Origin of the sequence: Pontibacter aydingkolensis (assembly GCF_019443125.1) — a bacterium.
Classification (GTDB): Bacteria; Bacteroidota; Bacteroidia; order Cytophagales; family Hymenobacteraceae; genus Pontibacter; species Pontibacter aydingkolensis.
In genome coordinates, this window is record NZ_JAHYXK010000008.1 from 129,107 (window position 1) to 146,695 (window position 17,589).

At 45.5% G+C, this 17,589-nt stretch carries 10 protein-coding genes; 8 read left to right on the top strand and 2 right to left on the bottom strand.

Annotation, left to right across the window (positions count from 1 at the left end):
• The first annotated feature begins 275 nt into the window (after window positions 1–275).
• From K0O23_RS11510 to K0O23_RS11535, 6 genes are all read left to right on the top strand, one after another.
• On the top strand, window positions 276–3,323 hold the full coding sequence (locus K0O23_RS11510) for a SusC/RagA family TonB-linked outer membrane protein (protein WP_219877572.1): 3,048 nt from the start codon (window positions 276–278) through the stop codon (window positions 3,321–3,323).
• A gap of 13 nt (window positions 3,324–3,336) precedes the next feature.
• Window positions 3,337–4,911: a RagB/SusD family nutrient uptake outer membrane protein gene (locus K0O23_RS11515; RefSeq protein WP_219877573.1), complete on the top strand. Its 1,575-nt coding sequence runs from the start codon at window positions 3,337–3,339 to the stop codon at window positions 4,909–4,911.
• 20 nt (window positions 4,912–4,931) lie between these two features.
• On the top strand, window positions 4,932–6,305 hold the full coding sequence (locus K0O23_RS11520) for a PKD domain-containing protein (protein WP_219877574.1): 1,374 nt from the start codon (window positions 4,932–4,934) through the stop codon (window positions 6,303–6,305).
• Window positions 6,306–6,365: 60 nt separating this feature from the next.
• On the top strand, window positions 6,366–8,462 hold the full coding sequence (locus K0O23_RS11525; RefSeq protein ID WP_219877575.1) for a family 16 glycosylhydrolase: 2,097 nt from the start codon (window positions 6,366–6,368) through the stop codon (window positions 8,460–8,462).
• Window positions 8,463–8,523: 61 nt separating this feature from the next.
• Window positions 8,524–10,827, top strand: coding sequence for a beta-glucosidase BglX (gene bglX / locus K0O23_RS11530; protein ID WP_219877576.1), 2,304 nt, complete (start codon window positions 8,524–8,526; stop codon window positions 10,825–10,827).
• 32 nt (window positions 10,828–10,859) lie between these two features.
• A complete protein-coding gene (locus K0O23_RS11535; protein ID WP_219877577.1) occupies window positions 10,860–12,296 on the top strand; it encodes a sugar MFS transporter in 1,437 nt (478 codons plus the stop codon).
• Between the two features lie 148 nt (window positions 12,297–12,444).
• Here K0O23_RS11535 and K0O23_RS11540 read toward each other — a convergent pair whose 3' ends face one another.
• Together K0O23_RS11540 and K0O23_RS11545 are read right to left on the bottom strand one after the other, a co-directional pair.
• Window positions 12,445–13,725, bottom strand: coding sequence for an erythromycin esterase family protein (locus K0O23_RS11540; RefSeq protein WP_219877578.1), 1,281 nt, complete (start codon window positions 13,723–13,725; stop codon window positions 12,445–12,447).
• A gap of 147 nt (window positions 13,726–13,872) precedes the next feature.
• The gene (locus K0O23_RS11545; protein WP_219877579.1) at window positions 13,873–14,604 is read right to left on the bottom strand and encodes a DUF4197 domain-containing protein; all 732 of its coding nucleotides are present in this window, start codon (window positions 14,602–14,604) and stop codon (window positions 13,873–13,875) included.
• Window positions 14,605–14,670: 66 nt separating this feature from the next.
• On the opposite strand from K0O23_RS11545, the gene K0O23_RS11550 reads away from it, so the two are divergent.
• Window positions 14,671–15,930 (top strand): competence/damage-inducible protein A, encoded by a 1,260-nt coding sequence (locus K0O23_RS11550; protein ID WP_219877580.1) that lies wholly within the window; start codon window positions 14,671–14,673, stop codon window positions 15,928–15,930.
• Window positions 15,931–16,081: 151 nt separating this feature from the next.
• On the top strand, window positions 16,082–17,440 hold the full coding sequence (locus K0O23_RS11555) for a dihydrolipoamide acetyltransferase family protein (protein WP_219877581.1): 1,359 nt from the start codon (window positions 16,082–16,084) through the stop codon (window positions 17,438–17,440).
• The last annotated feature ends 149 nt before the right edge of the window (window positions 17,441–17,589 follow it).

The window sequence follows — 17,589 nt, forward strand, 5'->3', positions numbered from 1 at the left end:
ATAAAGCTATCAATTTCACATTGATGTATTCAATTTATAACAAAAGCCGCACAAATGAAATTATAATTCTTCATTTACAAGCATTAAATAAGCCTTTTTGTCTATTTGATGTATTATTGATGTATATAAAAAACCCTGTTGATGTATTCTTGATGTAGCTAATTTCTGGTTTTTACTGGAATAAATCTAGTACTTCAAGCAAATAAATGATCACTCACCTATAAGCGTTTATTATGAGGAAAATAATACTCTTACTGTTACTTCAACTTTACGGAGTGGCATACGCACAAACTACCATTACCGGGCGGGTAACAGCCGCTAAAGAAGGCATACCACTGCCGGGGGTAAGTATCGTGGTAAAAGACATGACTATAGGCACTACAACTGATGCGGCAGGAAACTTCTCCCTCAGTGTGCCGGAAGCAGGTAAAGTACTACGCTTTTCCTTTATCGGCTATGTTTCGCAAGACGTGCCTATCAACAACAGGGCAGTGATCAACATTAAACTAGCTGAAAACACTAAACTACTGGAAGAAGTGGTGGTGATTGGATACGGTACGCAGCGCCGTAGCGAACTGACAGGTGCCATAAGCTCAGTTAAGCCAGAAGATATTATAGAAACACCAGTGTTACGCGTGGAGCAGGCGCTACAGGGTCGAGTAACAGGTGTACAGGTGTCAAACGTTTCTGGTCAGCCAGGCGATGCTCCTACAGTTCGCATCAGGGGTATAGGTACTTCTGGCAACGCTGCTCCTTTATATATAGTGGACGGCTTTCCTGTTGGTGGTATCGATTACCTTAACCCAAATGATATTGAGTCGATGGAGGTGCTTAAAGATGCGGCTTCTGCTGCTATTTATGGTGCCCGCGCTGCCAATGGTGTAGTTCTTATTAAAACCAAGAGTGGCTCTAAAGATGGCAAAATGCATGTGTCTTATGAAGGTTATGTTGGTGTTCAGAACCCATGGAAAAAGCTTGACCTGCTGGATGCCCGCGAATATGCCATCATGATGAATGAAGGCGCTGCCAACGCAGGCGTTACACCACCATATTCTGATGTAAATAAGTTTTCTGGAGGCACTGACTGGCAAAGTGAGCTTTTCGGAGAAAATGAAAAGATCATGAACCACCAGATCGCTGTAAGCGGCGGCAACGACAAAACCAGCTACTACACCAATTTCTCATACTTCGACCAGAATGGTATTGTAGGAGGTGATAAGTCTAACTTTAAGCGTTATACGTTAAGATTAAATGCAGACAACCAGGTTAAAAGCTTCTTGAGAGTAGGTACTAACTTAGCCTATACTAACATTAACCGCAGGGCCATAGACCCTAACCAGGAATTCGGGGGTCTGCTTAGCAACGCGATCAACCTGGACCCTCTTACTCCGGTTTTTGAAACAGACCCTGCCAGACTAGGATCGTCTCTTTATGCATCTCCTTATATTGTTAGAGACGCTAATGGTAATGTGTATGGCATTTCTCCTTATGTAGCACAGGAAGTAGTAAACCCACTTGCCAGGCTGGCCGTGATGAACGGGACAACTAAAGTAGATAAACTGGTAGCCAACGCTTATGCAGATGTGGAGCTAACGAAAGGCCTTACTTTCAGATCTACTTTTGGTATCGACCTGGCTTATGTTACCAACAATAACTTTAATCCCAGATACTATTTAAACTCTGCCCAGCAAAATACAAACTCCCTGGTTTCTAAAGAGACCATTAAATACTATACCTGGCAGGCAGAAAATGTACTTAACTACTCAAAGGCTTTTGGCGAGCACGACCTGGGGCTAACATTGGGTACTACAGCCTTGAGAAGCGAGGCAGATAATGTTTTTGCTTCTAAAACCGGCTTAGTGACCAATGACCCTGCCATGGCTTACCTAAACCTGGCGACTGATGCAACTGGTGCACAAGCAGGAGGATATTTCGGAGAAAATGCCCTTCTTTCATTCTTTGGCCGGGTAAACTACAATTTCAATGAAAGATACCTGCTGTCAGGTATACTAAGAAGAGACGGTTCTTCCAGATTTGGCCGTGAGAACCAGTTTGCTACCTTCCCTTCTATCTCAGCCGGCTGGATCATCTCAAATGAAAGCTTCTTTCCTGAGCAGAGCATTGTAAACTTTGCCAAGTTGCGCGCTTCCTGGGGGCAAAATGGTAATGAGAACATTGGAAACTACACTTGGGCTTCTGTAATCGGAGTGGGTCGTGGTTATACTTTCTTTGAAGGCGATGAGCGCTATATAAGCGGAGCTTCTCCGGTGAAAGTAGCTAACCCGTTCCTGGAGTGGGAAACTTCGGAGCAGACAGATATTGGTCTTGACCTTTATTTCTTTGATAACCGCTTATCACTGGAAGCAGACTATTATATCAAGACTACCAAAGGTTTACTTGTAGATGCACCTATACCAGGCACAGTAGGTAACAATGCCCCTACGGTAAACGGCGGTGAAGTAAGAAACAAAGGTATAGAACTGGCGCTTACTTACACAGGCAATATCAACGACTTCAGCTATAGAACTTCCATCAACGGTAGCTTTAACCGCAACGAAGTACTAAGTATAAATAACGCGGAAGGTGTATTGATCGGTGCTAACTTCGCAACATATGGCATTGTGTCCAGAAGTATCCCAGGCCAGCCGTTTGCTTATTTCTGGGGATATGAAACAGACGGAATCTTCCAGAATGCAGAAGAGGTAGCGTCTTACAAAAATTCATCAGGAGCTTTGCTTCAGCCAAACGCACAGCCCGGTGATATTCGCTTCAGAGACCTGAATGGTGACGGTGTAATCTCAGATGCTGACAGGACTAACATCGGCAATCCTACTCCAAAGATGGTGCTGGGCTACAACCTGGATCTGAAGTATAAAAACTTTGACTTTAGCGCTTTTTTTAACGGCGCTTTTGGCCACCAGATCTTTAACGGTACACGCCGCCATGACCTGGTTACTTCTAACATGCAGACCAAGTTCCTGAACCGCTGGACTGGAGAAGGATCATCAGACAAGTATCCACGCTTTACCTGGAATGATGCGAACGGTAACTACACCAGGATCTCTGACATCTATATTGAAGACGGGGACTACGTTCGCTTGAAGACTTTACAGGTTGGATACAACTTCTCAAACAATGCCCTGTCTAAAATCTACCTTTCCAATATGCGCGTGTATGTTTCGGCTGACAACCTGCTGACATTTACCGAATACACTGGATTTGATCCAGAGATTGGCGCCCGTAACACACTGGATATTGGCGTGGACAGAGGTATTTACCCGCAAGCCCGCATTTTCAGAGTTGGTCTAAACGCAACTTTCTAAAGACAAGATTTTTATGAGATATATAATCAAAAATACTGCAAGAATTGCTTTTGTAGCCGCACTGGCTCTAAGCACGACAAGCTGCGACGATTTCCTGGATCTTCAGCCTAAAGATGCCCGTGTAGAATCTAACTTCTACCAGACAGAAGCTGACGCCATGGAAGCACTGGTAAGCATTTACGATGTACTGCAATGGAACACGGTAGTAGGCTTCCATCCTACCCCGATGTTTCTGGACATTGCCTCTGATGATGCCTTTGCAGGTGGTGCCAGCCGCACAGATGCCCCGAACATCATTGAAGTGGACATGCACAACATTAGAGTAGCAAACCCAGAAATACAGGGCATGTGGAAAAAGCACTTTATCGGTATTTACCGCGCTAACCTGCTGCTGGAGAAAATTGATGGTGTGAATGCAAGCCAGGAATTTAAAGATAAGGTTACTGCTGAGGCTAAATTCCTAAGAGCACACTTCTATCTTGACCTGGTTCGCATGTATGAAAATGTACCACTTGTACTTAACACACTTGTAAATCCTGGTGAGTATAACCAACCACAAGCTTCGCCGGAAGAAGTATACAACCAAATAGCCAAAGACCTCGAAGAAGCAATTCCTAACCTACCGGAAAGCACGCTTCGCAATAACCAGGGGCGCGTAACCAAATGGGCTGCTAAAGCTTTGTTAGCTCGTACTTACCTGTTCTACAATGGCGTATACAATGCCCAGCTAAAAGCTGGTAGCACCACCGTAGATGCTTCACGTGCTCTTAATCACTTAAAGGATATCATCGACAAAAGTGGTCACATCTTGCTGGCCAACTATGCAGATAACTTTAAAAAGAGCGGAGAGTACAGCTTGGAGTCAGTTTGGGAGATTTCTTACTCAGACAAAAATCCATGGTGGGACTGGGGCTATATACAGGGTGGTGAAGGCAACATGCAGCCGCAAATGCAGGGCCCGCGTGTTGTAAGCCCTGCTATAGAGAGCTACGAACGTGGCTGGAGCTTTGCAACAGCAACCCAAGCTTTATATAATGCCTTCGAAGCCAACGACCCACGCAGAGATGCCACTATTCTGGAACAAGCAGAGCTAAACGGTGAACTGGATAAGGGTTATCAGCACACAGGTTACTTCAGCCAAAAGTATACTACATCTAAAGATTATAAACCAGGAGCCGGTCAGCCGGAGTTGAACTGGGGTAACAACTACCGCTCTGTTCGCTTTAGCGATGTGTTGTTAATGGCAGCAGAACTGGCAGTAAAAACCAGTGGTAATGCACAGCAATACTTTGATATGGTACGCAGCCGGGTTGGTTTAACACCTGTACCAGCTACACTGGATAATATTTACAAAGAAAGACGGGTAGAACTGGCTTTGGAAGGCCACCGTTACTGGGATCTTTTAAGACAAGGGCTAAACGTTACCGAGCAAAGAATTACAGTTAGCGGCTCACGCGGACCGCTGTACGTTGGCGACCAGGTAGATTTCAACGTGACATTTAAACCTGCCACAAAAGGCTTCTTCCCGATACCACAAAGCGAAATTGCTATTTCGAATGGTATCCTTAAGCAAAACGCAGGTTATTAATCATTTAAAAGACTTATATCATGAAAAGATATCTTTCCTATATCGTTGCGCTCCTGCTGCTAACGTTTACTTTCAGCAGCTGTGAAGAAGAAGATGGTAGCTTAGGGCCAGCACCAACTTCCGATGAAATACAATTTACAGCCCAGGCTGACGCCACTAACCCGAACATTATCAATTTCAAAGCAAATGCCCCAGGCTTTAAAGCGGTTTGGGACCTTGGAAACGGGGAAACTGCAACAGGAATGCAGGTAACAGGTTCCTATCCATTAAAAGGTGAGTATATTGTAACACTCACCATGTACACAAGTGGTGGAGCTGCATCTAACAGTAAAAAGGTAACTATCGCGAATACAAACCCTTTAATGCTGGACCGTGATGATTATAATTTTCTGACAGGCGGCGCCAATGCCTTAGAAGGCAAGACATGGGTGTTTGATCCGGTAGGTCCAATGAATTTTGGCGGTCCACCAGAAGCCCCATCATCATGGTGGAATCAGACGCTTGCTTCTCAGAACGACTGCATGAAAGACGATAAATACACCTTTAAACTAATTGGTTTCCAGTTTGAGAATAAGAGTGGGGGCGCTATGTGGGGTATTGATGGCGGGCAGGAAAATGTTTGTGTGCCACAAACCCCAGTAGCCAGCACCTGGAGCATCTATCAGGAAAATGGCAAAACCATGCTTTCTGTTAGTAATGGCGAAACTATTGCCTGGGATGATAACCAAGGAACCTATGAAGTAATGGAACTTTCTGAGAACCGGTTACATATCAGAAAAGTGTGCTGCGGCGGCGGCGGCGTACGAAACTATGTACTTGTGCCGGAAGGATATAAAGCACCTGTGGTAGTTAAGCCCTACAAAGAAGCAATTGATCTGAAAGATGACTTTGACACGCCAGGCAATGTGGTTTGGCAAACAGACAATCTTACATTTAACGAGACTTACGACAACCCTGCTCCCCTACCAATTAATACTTCTGCTAAAGTAGCTCAGTATATAAAGAAAGAAGGTGAAGCCTTTGCGTTTGCAAACCTTTTCTATACACTGGATCACAAAATAGATCTGACTACAAAAAACAAAATCAAATTAAAGGTTTTCATGCCTAGCTACAACGATTATACTAAGGAAGCAGGTTATGACTGGGCTGTTAAAAATCTTCTGAAGCAGGTATCTGTGAAATTGCAGAACGCTGAAAGTGGCGAGCCATGGGTGACGCAGGTAGAAGTAAAACAGCAGGTAACACAGCTTGACAAATGGGTAGAGCTAACCTTCGACTTTAGCAGCGCTGCCAGCCGTAAAGACCTTGACCGTATTGTGATACAGATCGGTGGCGAAGGTCATTTTAATTCTGGCATCTTCTATATTGATGATTTTCAGCTTATCCCTAATTAATTTCTAAGCAGCAGCACTTCAGTCTACACTCTGAAGCGCTGCTGCCTTAAACCTATTTCAATGAATACTTTATATAAAACCATAACAGCACTTACACTGCTGCTATGCTCGTCACTGCCTTTGCTTGCCCAAAGCACAGGCTTTAACGAGATGGTGTGGCACGATGAGTTTGAAGGCGAAGGTGCGCCTGACCCAACTTACTGGAGCTACGACCTTGGAACCGGCCAGGGCGGCTGGGGTAACAATGAAGTGCAGTCTTACACAAACAACAGCAGCAACGTACGACGTAGCGGCGGTAAACTAGTAATTGAAGCTAACAAAACCAATGGCGCCTGGACTTCTGCCCGCATTAAAACACAGGGCAAGTATAACTTTACGTATGGCCGGGTAGAGTTCAGGGCTAAACTACCAAAAGGCGCTGGTACATGGCCTGCGCTCTGGATGCTGGGTGAAAGTATAACTACTAAAGGTTGGCCTGCCTGCGGGGAAATAGATGTGATGGAACATGTAGGCCGTGATCCGGGAAAGATACACGGCACATTGCATACACCATCCAGCTATGGCAACACTGTAAATACCAATTCTACAACAGTTAGTGATTACGGCGACAGCTTTCATGTATATGCTGCCGAATGGACTCCCGAAGCCATAAAGTTTTACGTGGATAATAACCTGTTTTATACTTACGCACCTGTAAACAAGGATGCCGCGACATGGCCTTTTAATGATCCACAGTTTATCATTATCAACCTGGCTATGGGTGGTAACTGGGGCAGCGACACCAGGTATGAAACCAATGGTCTGAAAAACGGCATAGACCCAACCCTTAACACTGCACGCTTCGAAGTAGATTATGTACGCGTTTATCAAACATTCTCTGAGTTAAAACTGACTGGACCTGCATCGGTAAACCCGGGTGCACAGAATTTAACTTTTAAAGCCAGTAACGTAACTGGTGCAACATATACCTGGACCATACCAAACGGAGCCACGATTACATCTGGAGCAGGTACATCTGAAATAAAAGTTAACTGGGGTACAACTGCCGGGCAGGTTAAGGTACAGATGAACCTGAACGGACAAACATACCAGCAGGAGCTGAACGTGAACACCACCAAGACACCCGTAGGCGATGCTTTTTTAATAGAAGACTTCAATACTTTGCCGGCTACTAAACTAAACAGCAGTGGCGGCACTTTTGATTTCAGTCATGAGAACAGCGCCTTAAAAGTCAGCTACCAGGTAACGAATCCGAATTCTCTTCCGCAGATAATTTATACCCTAACAGAGCCGCTCAATATGAGCGGCTATCCTGTTTTAGCAGCCACCATAAAAACCCGCAACGAAAGTAAAAACGTGTTGCTCCGCATCGACTTGGTAGATGAAACCGGGAAAACTACCGGGACAAACAATGTTTTTACACTCACACCACTCATCGACGACAATGAATTTTATACTTACCATTTCGATTATAAAAACCTGTATGGTACAGGCTCCGGGCAAATAGACGGAACCAAAGTAAAGAAGATCAGGATACTTGTTAATTATGGCATCTTAGGCTCTGCAGGAAATGATGTTTTCTGGATTGATCAATTCAAAGTACTGCAAAATACCCCCACTGTTCCTAATCGTCCATCGCACCTGAAACTAACAAAATCAACAAATTCGGTTACGCTAAATTGGCAGGATAATGCTTCTAATGAAGAGAGTATTAGAATATTCCGCTCCCAATCACAAAATGGCCCTTTTACCGAAATAGCCTCCGTCGTAGCCAATGCACGGGAATATACGGATGCAGTTATACCTGAAAATGGTTACGTGTACAAAGTACAGTCAGTGAATAGCAATGGCACTTCCACGTTCTCTAACCTGGTTGCAAGCAATGCTGGCCTGCTAAGTATAAAACAAGAATATGACAATCAACAAGTGCGGGTTTATCCTAATCCCTGCACAGGAGATTTTAACATACAGCTCAACTATACTTTAAATGTAAAGGATATCCGCTTTTACAATGCCTTTGGCAAAGAGGTAGCTGCCAACATCACGCAAGACACTACCAATTTGCTGCGAATAAAAACAGATGTTGCCCCGGGTTTATACTTCTGCCATCTGCACACGCAGGAAAGCATCATCATTAAACGGATACTGATTATTTAATTTTCACTAGCTAATTCCTTTCGCCATACTTTAAGCAAGGGGTTTACTAAAAAGAAATAATATGAGAAAGACATTTATCCCTATCCTTCTGGTAGTCATACTTGGTTCTGCCATGCTCTTCTCTTCTTTTAAGACAGGAGATAAAAAGGATAAAACGGAACAGCGCGTAGAAGACCTGCTCTCGAAAATGACGCTGGAGGAAAAAGCCGGACAGCTGAACTTTGTAGTAGGCGACCTTTTTAACACCGGTCCCACCGTTCGCACTTCCGAGTCTGATAAGTTTAACGAAGCTATCCGTAAAGGTGAGATCACCGGGATATTCAATATACATGGCGCAGCCTATACCGGAAAGTTACAGAAATTAGCAGTAGAAGAATCTCGTCTGGGAATTCCGCTACTGATTGGCGCTGACGTGATTCACGGTTTTAAAACTGTGTTTCCAATTCCGTTGGGCGAAGCTGCAAGCTGGGACCTTACAGCCATAGAGAAGAGTGCCCGGGTTGCTGCCAAGGAATCTGCCGCTTCCGGCATTAACCTGACCTTTGCCCCGATGGCCGATGTGGCCCGTGATGCACGTTGGGGCAGAACAGCAGAAGGTGCCGGCGAAGACCCATACCTGGTGTCATTGATAACGGCTGCCCGCGTTAAAGGATTTCAGGGCAACAGCCTTTCTGATCCGCTAACGATAGCAGCCTGCGTAAAACACTTTGTAGCTTATGGCGCAGCAGAAGCCGGCCGCGACTACAACACAGTAGACATGTCGGAATATGAGCTTCGTAACACTTACCTACCCCCGTTTAAAGCTGCCCTGGATGCTGGGTCTGCCACACTCATGACTGCGTTTAACGAGCTAAACGGTGTGCCAGCCACAGCCCATACGAAAGTAATGCGCCAGATACTGCGTGATGAGTGGGGTTTTAATGGTTTGGTTATTTCAGACTGGCAGAACATCTGGGAAATGACATCGCATGGCTATGCACAGGACAATGCTCATGCCGGAGAACTTGCTTTAAAAGCCGGAACTGATTTAGACATGATGGCTGAAATTTACCTCAAAGAGCTTCCGCAACTGGTGAAGTCTGGTAAAGTAGAACAAAAGTACCTGGATGATGCAGTGCGTAGAGTGCTTTGGCTGAAGTTCAAGCTTGGCCTGTTCGACAACCCATACTTATACAGTAACACTAAAACAGAGAAAAAGCAGGTACGCTCCAAAGAACATTTGCAGGCAGCCTTTGAAGTAGCACAACGCTCTATCGTTCTTCTGAAAAATGAAAACACCTTGCTACCACTTAGCGCATCAAAAAAGCAGAAAATAGCCGTTATCGGTCCGCTGGGCAATAATAAAGAAGACATGAACGGCACCTGGTCTTTCTTCGGAGAAGCGCAGCACCCTGTATCTTTCCTGGAAGGTATAAAGAAGTATGCTAAAGGCACCGAAATAACCTATGCAGAAGGTTGTGAGTTGTACAGCGACTCTAGAGCAAAATTTGATGAAGCTGTGGCTGCCGCTAAAAAGGCCGATATAGTAGTAATGGCGATTGGCGAAAGCGCTGTGATGAACGGTGAAGGCGCATCCAGAGCTAATATTAGTTTACCAGGTGTGCAACTGGACCTTGTAAAAGCAATCCATGCTACAGGTAAGCCAATCATCGCTTTGGTTAGCAGTGGTCGTGCATTGGAGCTTACCTGGCTGGATGAGAACATCCCAACTATACTTGCCACCTGGTCTTTAGGATCTGAAGCTGGAAACGCTGCGGCAAGCGTGTTGTTCGGCGAATATAACCCATCTGGCAAATTACCGGTTTCTTTCCCAAGATCAGTTGGGCAGTTGCCTTTATACTACAATCACAAAAACACAGGCCGTGTTTACGAAGGCGACCATTCAGAGCCGGGTTCTGAGCGGGTATATAAATCTAGGTACCGCGATGTGCCCAACACTGCGCTTTACCCATTCGGTTACGGACTAAGCTATACAACTTTCAAGTATGACAACTTAAAGCTAAGCACTGATAAGCTTGCTCCGGCAGGACAGTTGCAGGTAAGTATAGATGTGACTAACACAGGAAAGTATGCCGGCGAAGAAGTTATTCAGCTGTATACCCGCGACCTGGTTGGCAGCATTACAAGACCTGTTAAAGAACTGAAGAAGTTCCAGAAGCTGACCTTTACTCCTGGCGAGAAAAAAACCGTCATGTTCACTTTAACCCCGGAAGATCTTGCCTTCTGGCGCGCTGACCTTACTTATGGCACAGAGCCTGGTGATTTTAAGGTGTTTGTAGGTCCTAACTCACGTGATGTGCAGGAAGTGTCTTTTACGCTGCTGAAGGATGGATCCGTAAAATATGAATCAAGCATAAAAAACTAACCTAAACGCTAACCACGACTAACATTTATACTATGGCTGTAACCTCACCTTCATCCAAACCTACTGTTGTCTCGTCAGGTACTGATCTGGATAATAGCAAAAGCTTTACCGGACCTTTGATCGTCGTAACGCTGCTGTTCTTTATGTGGGGCTTTATTACCTGCATGAACGACATTCTTATACCAAAACTGCAACAGGTATTTGTATTGCAGCACTGGCAGGCAATGCTAATCCAGACAGCCTTCTTCGGAGCTTATTTTATCATTTCGCTGCTATACTTTGTCTTCTCCATGACAAAAGGAGACCCGATCATGAAGATAGGCTATAAGAACGGCATCATAGTAGGTTTATTAGTTGCTGCTATTGGGTGTGCGCTGTTTTATCCGGCAGCCGATTTCCATAGTTATGGTTTCTTTTTAATGGCGCTTTTTGTGCTGGCTTCAGGCATTACCATACTTCAGATTGCTGCCAACCCTTACGTTACAGTACTCGGAAGACCAGAAGGAGCAGCAAGCCGCCTAAATCTGACTCAAGCCCTAAACTCATTTGGCACAACGGTGGCTCCACTAATTGGCGGTTACCTGATCTTTGAGACTGTGCAAACTATGGATACTGACACTGCAGCATCAGTAAAGCTTCCATACTTAGGGCTAGCCGCTACGCTGTTAGCTATTGCTGTTTTAATTAAACTTGCCAACCTGCCGCATATCAAAGGAGAAGGACGCATTATAGCAGATGCAGGAGCTCTTAAATACCGTCACCTGGTGCTTGGCGTGATCTGTATCTTCATGTATGTAGGCGGCGAAGTAGCCATTGGCAGCATGTTGATCAATTTCTTCAGCTTACCTGAGATTGCCGGTCTTTCGGAAGCGGAAGGCGGACATTACCTGGCATTTTTCTGGGGTGGTGCTATGATCGGAAGATTCTTCGGAGCCGTGGCGCTTGCCGAATTCAAGAACAAAAACCGCAAATACATGATTATCGGGGCTATCACTGCCATTGTGGTTACGATGATATTTGCCATTTATGGGCAGCAGGAAGCGTTGATCGTACTAGGTCTTATTGCTATAAACTTCCTGGTGCTGTTGCTTGGCAGGTTCTTACCTAACAGAACATTGGGTTTCTTTGCCACTGCTGTAATCACCTTACTTCTGATCACGATGCTTACTACAGGTGCTGTAGCTATGTGGTCTGTAATTGCGGTAGGATTGTTCAACTCAATCATGTTCCCCACAATTTTCACGCTTGCCATTAAAGGCTTAGGCGTACATACTAGCCAAGGCTCTTCGCTTTTGGTAATGGCTATAGTAGGTGGTGCAATCATTCCGCCACTGCAGGGGTATGTAGCGGATGTAACAGGTAGTCTTCAGTTATCATTCATCGTACCCCTTATTTGCTATTTATACATTGTATACTATGGTTTTGCGGGCTCGAGAGTAGAGAAAGTAGACCCTAGCGTTGAAGTATAGCCCTTAAGCTGAATATTGGCTTACAAGATAAGATAGCAGCTTTTGTAAGTATAAATCACCAATAGTATTCTCATTTAACAGATCAGAAGCCTGCAGGACTTTGTCGCTGCAGGCTTCTTTCTTAATCGGGAAAAGAGTTTGTGTTTTCTTAATAATTCCACGGATACAGGTCAGGTTCTTTGCCTGAAGTGCTCTTCATGTGGAGTGGATGTACAGCCTCGGTTTCATCAAAATAAACAAAGGCATCGTAGCGACCTGGTATAACAGTAGGCACGTAATTACCGAACATTTCATATTTAGGATCATACACTACGCCTATGGCACGGTTGACAATTTTCTGCCGCAATGCGGGTACATCTGCCAGGTCTCTTGAAAGTATGATCTTATCTTCTGTGCTTATTTCGTGCAGCATGTGCTCCCAACTACCCTCAACAGCTGGCGGCACTTCCATTTTCTGCATAGGCGCACCCCAAGATTTACTTGCAATTACACTGCCCTGGTAAGTGCCAAAGCCAACTAGTTTCACCTGATTCTGCCCATACTGTTTACGTGCTAGTTCGCCTATATTATACATCCCATCGTCGGCCATATCGGTAAAGCTGGCATCCCCTATGTGGGTATTATGCTCCCATACTATAGCTTTGGAATCAGGCCCATGCAGTTCAAGCAGCCTGTCCAGGGTTTCCATCATGTGGCTGTCGCGCACATTCCAGGAGCTGCCGCCGCCCCGTATCATGGCACGGTAATATTTCTCGGCGTTAACTGCCACCAGTGCGTTCTGCCGGGTGTTAAAATCACTTTCGGGATCGTCGGTAAAAGTGCGGTGGTGCTGTATTTTCTGCAACATCTCAACCACTTCGTTCTCGCAGTCAGTAGGTACAAAGGCTGTGGCCCTTGCGTAGGTCTGCGGATCGCGGTTAAAGGGCTCAAAGCAGTTTATGGCCATTCTGGCAGCTTCAGCAGCCTGCCCATCGTTGTTCTCCAGAAACTTGAGAATCTGCTCCAGTGATTCCCACAAACTGTACACATCAAGACCGTAAAAACCGATTTTCTCGCTACCATTACGCAGGTGGTTAAAATCCCGCATCCATTCTATTAACGCTGCTACTTCCCAGTTTGCCCACATCCAGGTTGGCCATCGCCTGAACACCTGCAGCACATCGGCTATCTTACTGCCTGATTTCTGATACCCTTTAATAAAGCGGTTTACTGCATAACACTCCGGCCAGTCGCCTTCTACAGCCACAAAGCTAAAGCCTTTTTCCTGCACAAGGCGTTTGGTAATGGCTGTGCGCCATGTATAATACTCCGAGGTGCCATGCGATGCCTCTCCTAACATTACAATGCGTGCATCCCCGATCTCCTCAATCAGTATATCTAAATCTCTTTCCTTCGTGATCGGACTGTACTTTATAGATTTGTTTTCCATAGTATAATAAGCTGGTATTCAGGCAATCTAGTAAATGGCAATTTTGCTGTATTGTACTTTTATTCAACAGTTTATGTTCCACAAAAAAAAGCACCCGCCTTACTTCTGAGTAAAACGGGTGCATAGCCTTGTAAAAGCCTCTATATCTTAAGACTGATTTTCTTTTGTAAAAACGCGGCGCAATAGCTCTGTCGTCCGTGCAATGGGGTTTTCACGAATTTCTGCCTCTTCCTGGGCTACAAGTATAAAAAGTCCGTCAATCGCTTTTTGCGTTGCATAGTCGTCCAGGTCCGGGTTAATTTTTTGTACCAATGGGATTTTATTGTATTGGTTAACCAGGTCTGCATAGTGCTTGGTGGCATTGGTTTTCTCCAGCGACTTTACCATAACCGGATTAAATGCATTGTACAATTGCTGCGATGTGGTACGCTTCAGGTACTGCGTAGCTGCATCTCTGTCGCCTTTAAGTATAGCCCATGCATCGGCAATGGTCATTTGCTTAATGGCACTCACGAAAATTGGCACAGCGCTTCTGGCCGCATCTTCCGCCCCACGATTAAGGGTAAGTATAAACTTATCTACCTCGTTACCCAAGCCAACCTGCCGCAAGGTGTTCTCCACGCGTTGTACATCCTTCGGAAAAGGAATCCGGATAAGAGAGTTTTTATAAAAGCCATCGGTTTGCGAAGCCTGGTTCGCCCCATTTTTAATGCCAACTTCCAAAGCCTGCTTTAAACCGGAAGCAACTTCCGTCTGGGTTACAGGGCCTCCGGTGGTTCCGGCCAGCACGCCATCTACAGTGCGCTGTATATCAGTTACCGTACAGGCAGAGGCACCAAGGGCTACAGCTATAAAAGAAGTGTAAAGTAGTTTTTTCATATCGCTAGAACATCTTTAACTTGAATCAGTTTAACAGACCTACGCATAAATCAGACCAAAATATATATGAAAGCCGTTATTGCCGAAATTATCACCATCGGAGACGAAATTCTCTACGGCCAGATAGTGGACACAAACTCCGCCTGGATGGGTGCAGAACTCTCTAAATTGGGCATTAGAGTAAATCAGATTACCTCCATTTCAGATAATGCCGATCATATTACAGAGGCTTTGGATAATGCCGGAGCCAGGGCCGATATTATACTTATGACAGGAGGCCTAGGCCCAACCAAAGACGACCTGACAAAAGACGTTCTGACTTCATACTTTAACACCACTTTAAAGTTACACGAGCCTTCGCTGGCAGATATTGCTGAGATCTTTAAAAACCGTTGCCGCGAACTTACAGAGCTAAACCGTGAACAGGCATACTTACCAGCCGCCTGCACCCCTGTTCGAAATGTATTGGGTACTGCCCCGGGCATGTGGTTTGAGCACGAAGGCAAAGTATACGTGTCTATGCCGGGTGTGCCTTTTGAGATGAAGCACATGATGACGGATATTGTGCTGCCGCAATTAAAAGCATACTTTAAAACGCCAGAGATAATCCATAAAGTGGTTCAGACTGTTGGCATAGCCGAATCCATACTTGCCGCTAAACTGGAGAACTGGGAAACAAGCCTACCGCCACACCTCAAGCTGGCATACCTGCCGCACCTGGGTACTGTGCGCCTGCGCCTTACAGGCCATGGAAGCGATGCAAAGGTGTTGGACCAAGAAATGCAGGAAGAGGTAAACAAACTACAGCAGATCATTCCGGGCTATATTTTTGCCTTTGGCGAGATAAGTCTGGAAGCAGCCGTGGGACAGATGCTAAAAGAACGAGGTTTAACCATTGCCACCGCCGAAAGTTGCACAGGAGGTTACCTGGCGCACAAAATAACAAGTATAAGCGGAAGTTCAGCCTATTACCAAGGTAGCGTTATTGCCTACCACAACGAAGTAAAAACCCGTGAACTTGATGTAAAACCTGAAACCCTGCAGCAGCATGGTGCCGTAAGCGAACCTACTGTAAAAGAAATGGCAGAAAATGTTAGGAAAAAGTTCGGCACCGACATAGGGGTGGCTACCAGCGGTATTGCCGGCCCTGATGGCGGCACACCCGATAAACCTGTTGGCACGATCTGGATAGCTTACGCTGACAAGTATAAAACTGAAACAAAACTGCTGCAATTTAACAAAGACAGGTTACTGAACATTGAGTATACAACGCTGGCCTTACTTAACCTGGTGCGCCAAAGTTTAACCGCAACCGTTGAGGAATAGGCTAAAATCCTTAACTTTGTCTGGGTTTTTAAGAAAAAAGAGTATTTGACAAAGGATAAAAGACTCATTTACTGCTTGCTTCCTTTGTCTTTTGTCCTTTATCTTTTATCATAAAAGAACAAAAAAAACGATCAACTATCAACAACAAAATATGGCACTTGTAGAAATGGTTATGCCCAAAATGGGCGAAAGTATCATGGAAGGTACTGTACTTAAATGGCTCAAAAACGTGGGTGATACCATTGAGCAAGATGAGTCGGTGCTGGAAGTTGCTACAGATAAAGTTGACACTGAAGTTCCTGCTATACAGGGTGGTGTTTTAAAGGAGATACTTGTACAAGAAGGTGATGTGGTTGCCGTGGGTGCGCCTATCGCCATCATTTCTACCAACGGAGAAGACACAGGCGCTGCTGCTCCTGCTGCTTCCGAAGCTCCAGCCGTTGCTGCTCCACAGGCCACTGCGCCACAGGAAACAGCTGCTCCTGCTGCAACTGCCTCTTCTGCTGCTAAACTAGATCAGCCTGCATCTGGCCGTTTCTACTCTCCGCTGGTGCTGAACATTGCCCGCGAAGAAGGTATCTCGATGCAGGAACTGGAGTACGTGCCAGGTACTGGTAGCGAAGGCCGCGTGTCTAAAAAAGACATCATGGCTTACCTACAGAACCGTGGCGCTGAACCTCAGCAGGCAGCTGCTCCGCAGGCACCGCCACAGGCACAATCACAAGCTTCTGCCGCTGCACCAACTCCTGCTGCCCAGCCACAGGCTGCGCCTCAGGTTAAGCCTGCTGCCTCTTACGGCGGCAACGTAGAGCTTATTGAAATGGACCGCATGCGTAAAATGATCGCTGACCGTATGGTTGACAGCAAGCGCATCTCGCCGCACGTTACCTCGTTTGTAGAGGCAGATGTTACGAACATTGTGAACTGGAGAAACAAGTGGAAGAATGAGTACAAGAAGCGCGAAGGCGAGAACTTAACCTTCACTCCTATCTTTATTGATGCCATTGCCAAAGCGATCAAAGACTATCCAATGATCAACGTGTCTGTAGACGGTGGTACCATTATTCGCCACAAAGACATTAACATTGGCATGGCTGTAGCGTTGCCAAGTGGTAACCTGATCGTACCAAACATCAAGAACGCTGACCAGTTGAACCTGAACGGCCTGACCAAGAAAGTAAACGATCTGGCAAACCGTGGCCGTATGAACAAACTTACGCCAGACGATCTTGCCGGTGGTACTTATACCGTTTCTAACGTTGGATCTTTCGGTAACGTAATGGGTACGCCTATCATCATGCAGCCGCAGGTGGCTATTATGGCCGTTGGTGCTATCAAGAAAAAGCCAGCTGTTATCGAAACTCCGGAAGGTGACCTGATCGGTATCCGTCACTTTATGTACTTGTCGCACTCTTACGACCACCGCGTTGTAGATGGATCGCTGGGTGGCATGTTCGTGCGTCGCGTGGCTGATTACCTGGAGAACTTTGACGTAAACCAGACGATCTAATTTTTGACAAAGGAGTTTTTTGAATTTAGGACAAAGGACTTAGAGTATAAAAGCCTGCTTCGGTTATCGAGGCAGGCTTTCTTTTTAGATGATCATAAAAAGCTGTCCCCAGTTTTTCTACTACTTTTCTTCCTGTTATCCTGGAAGAA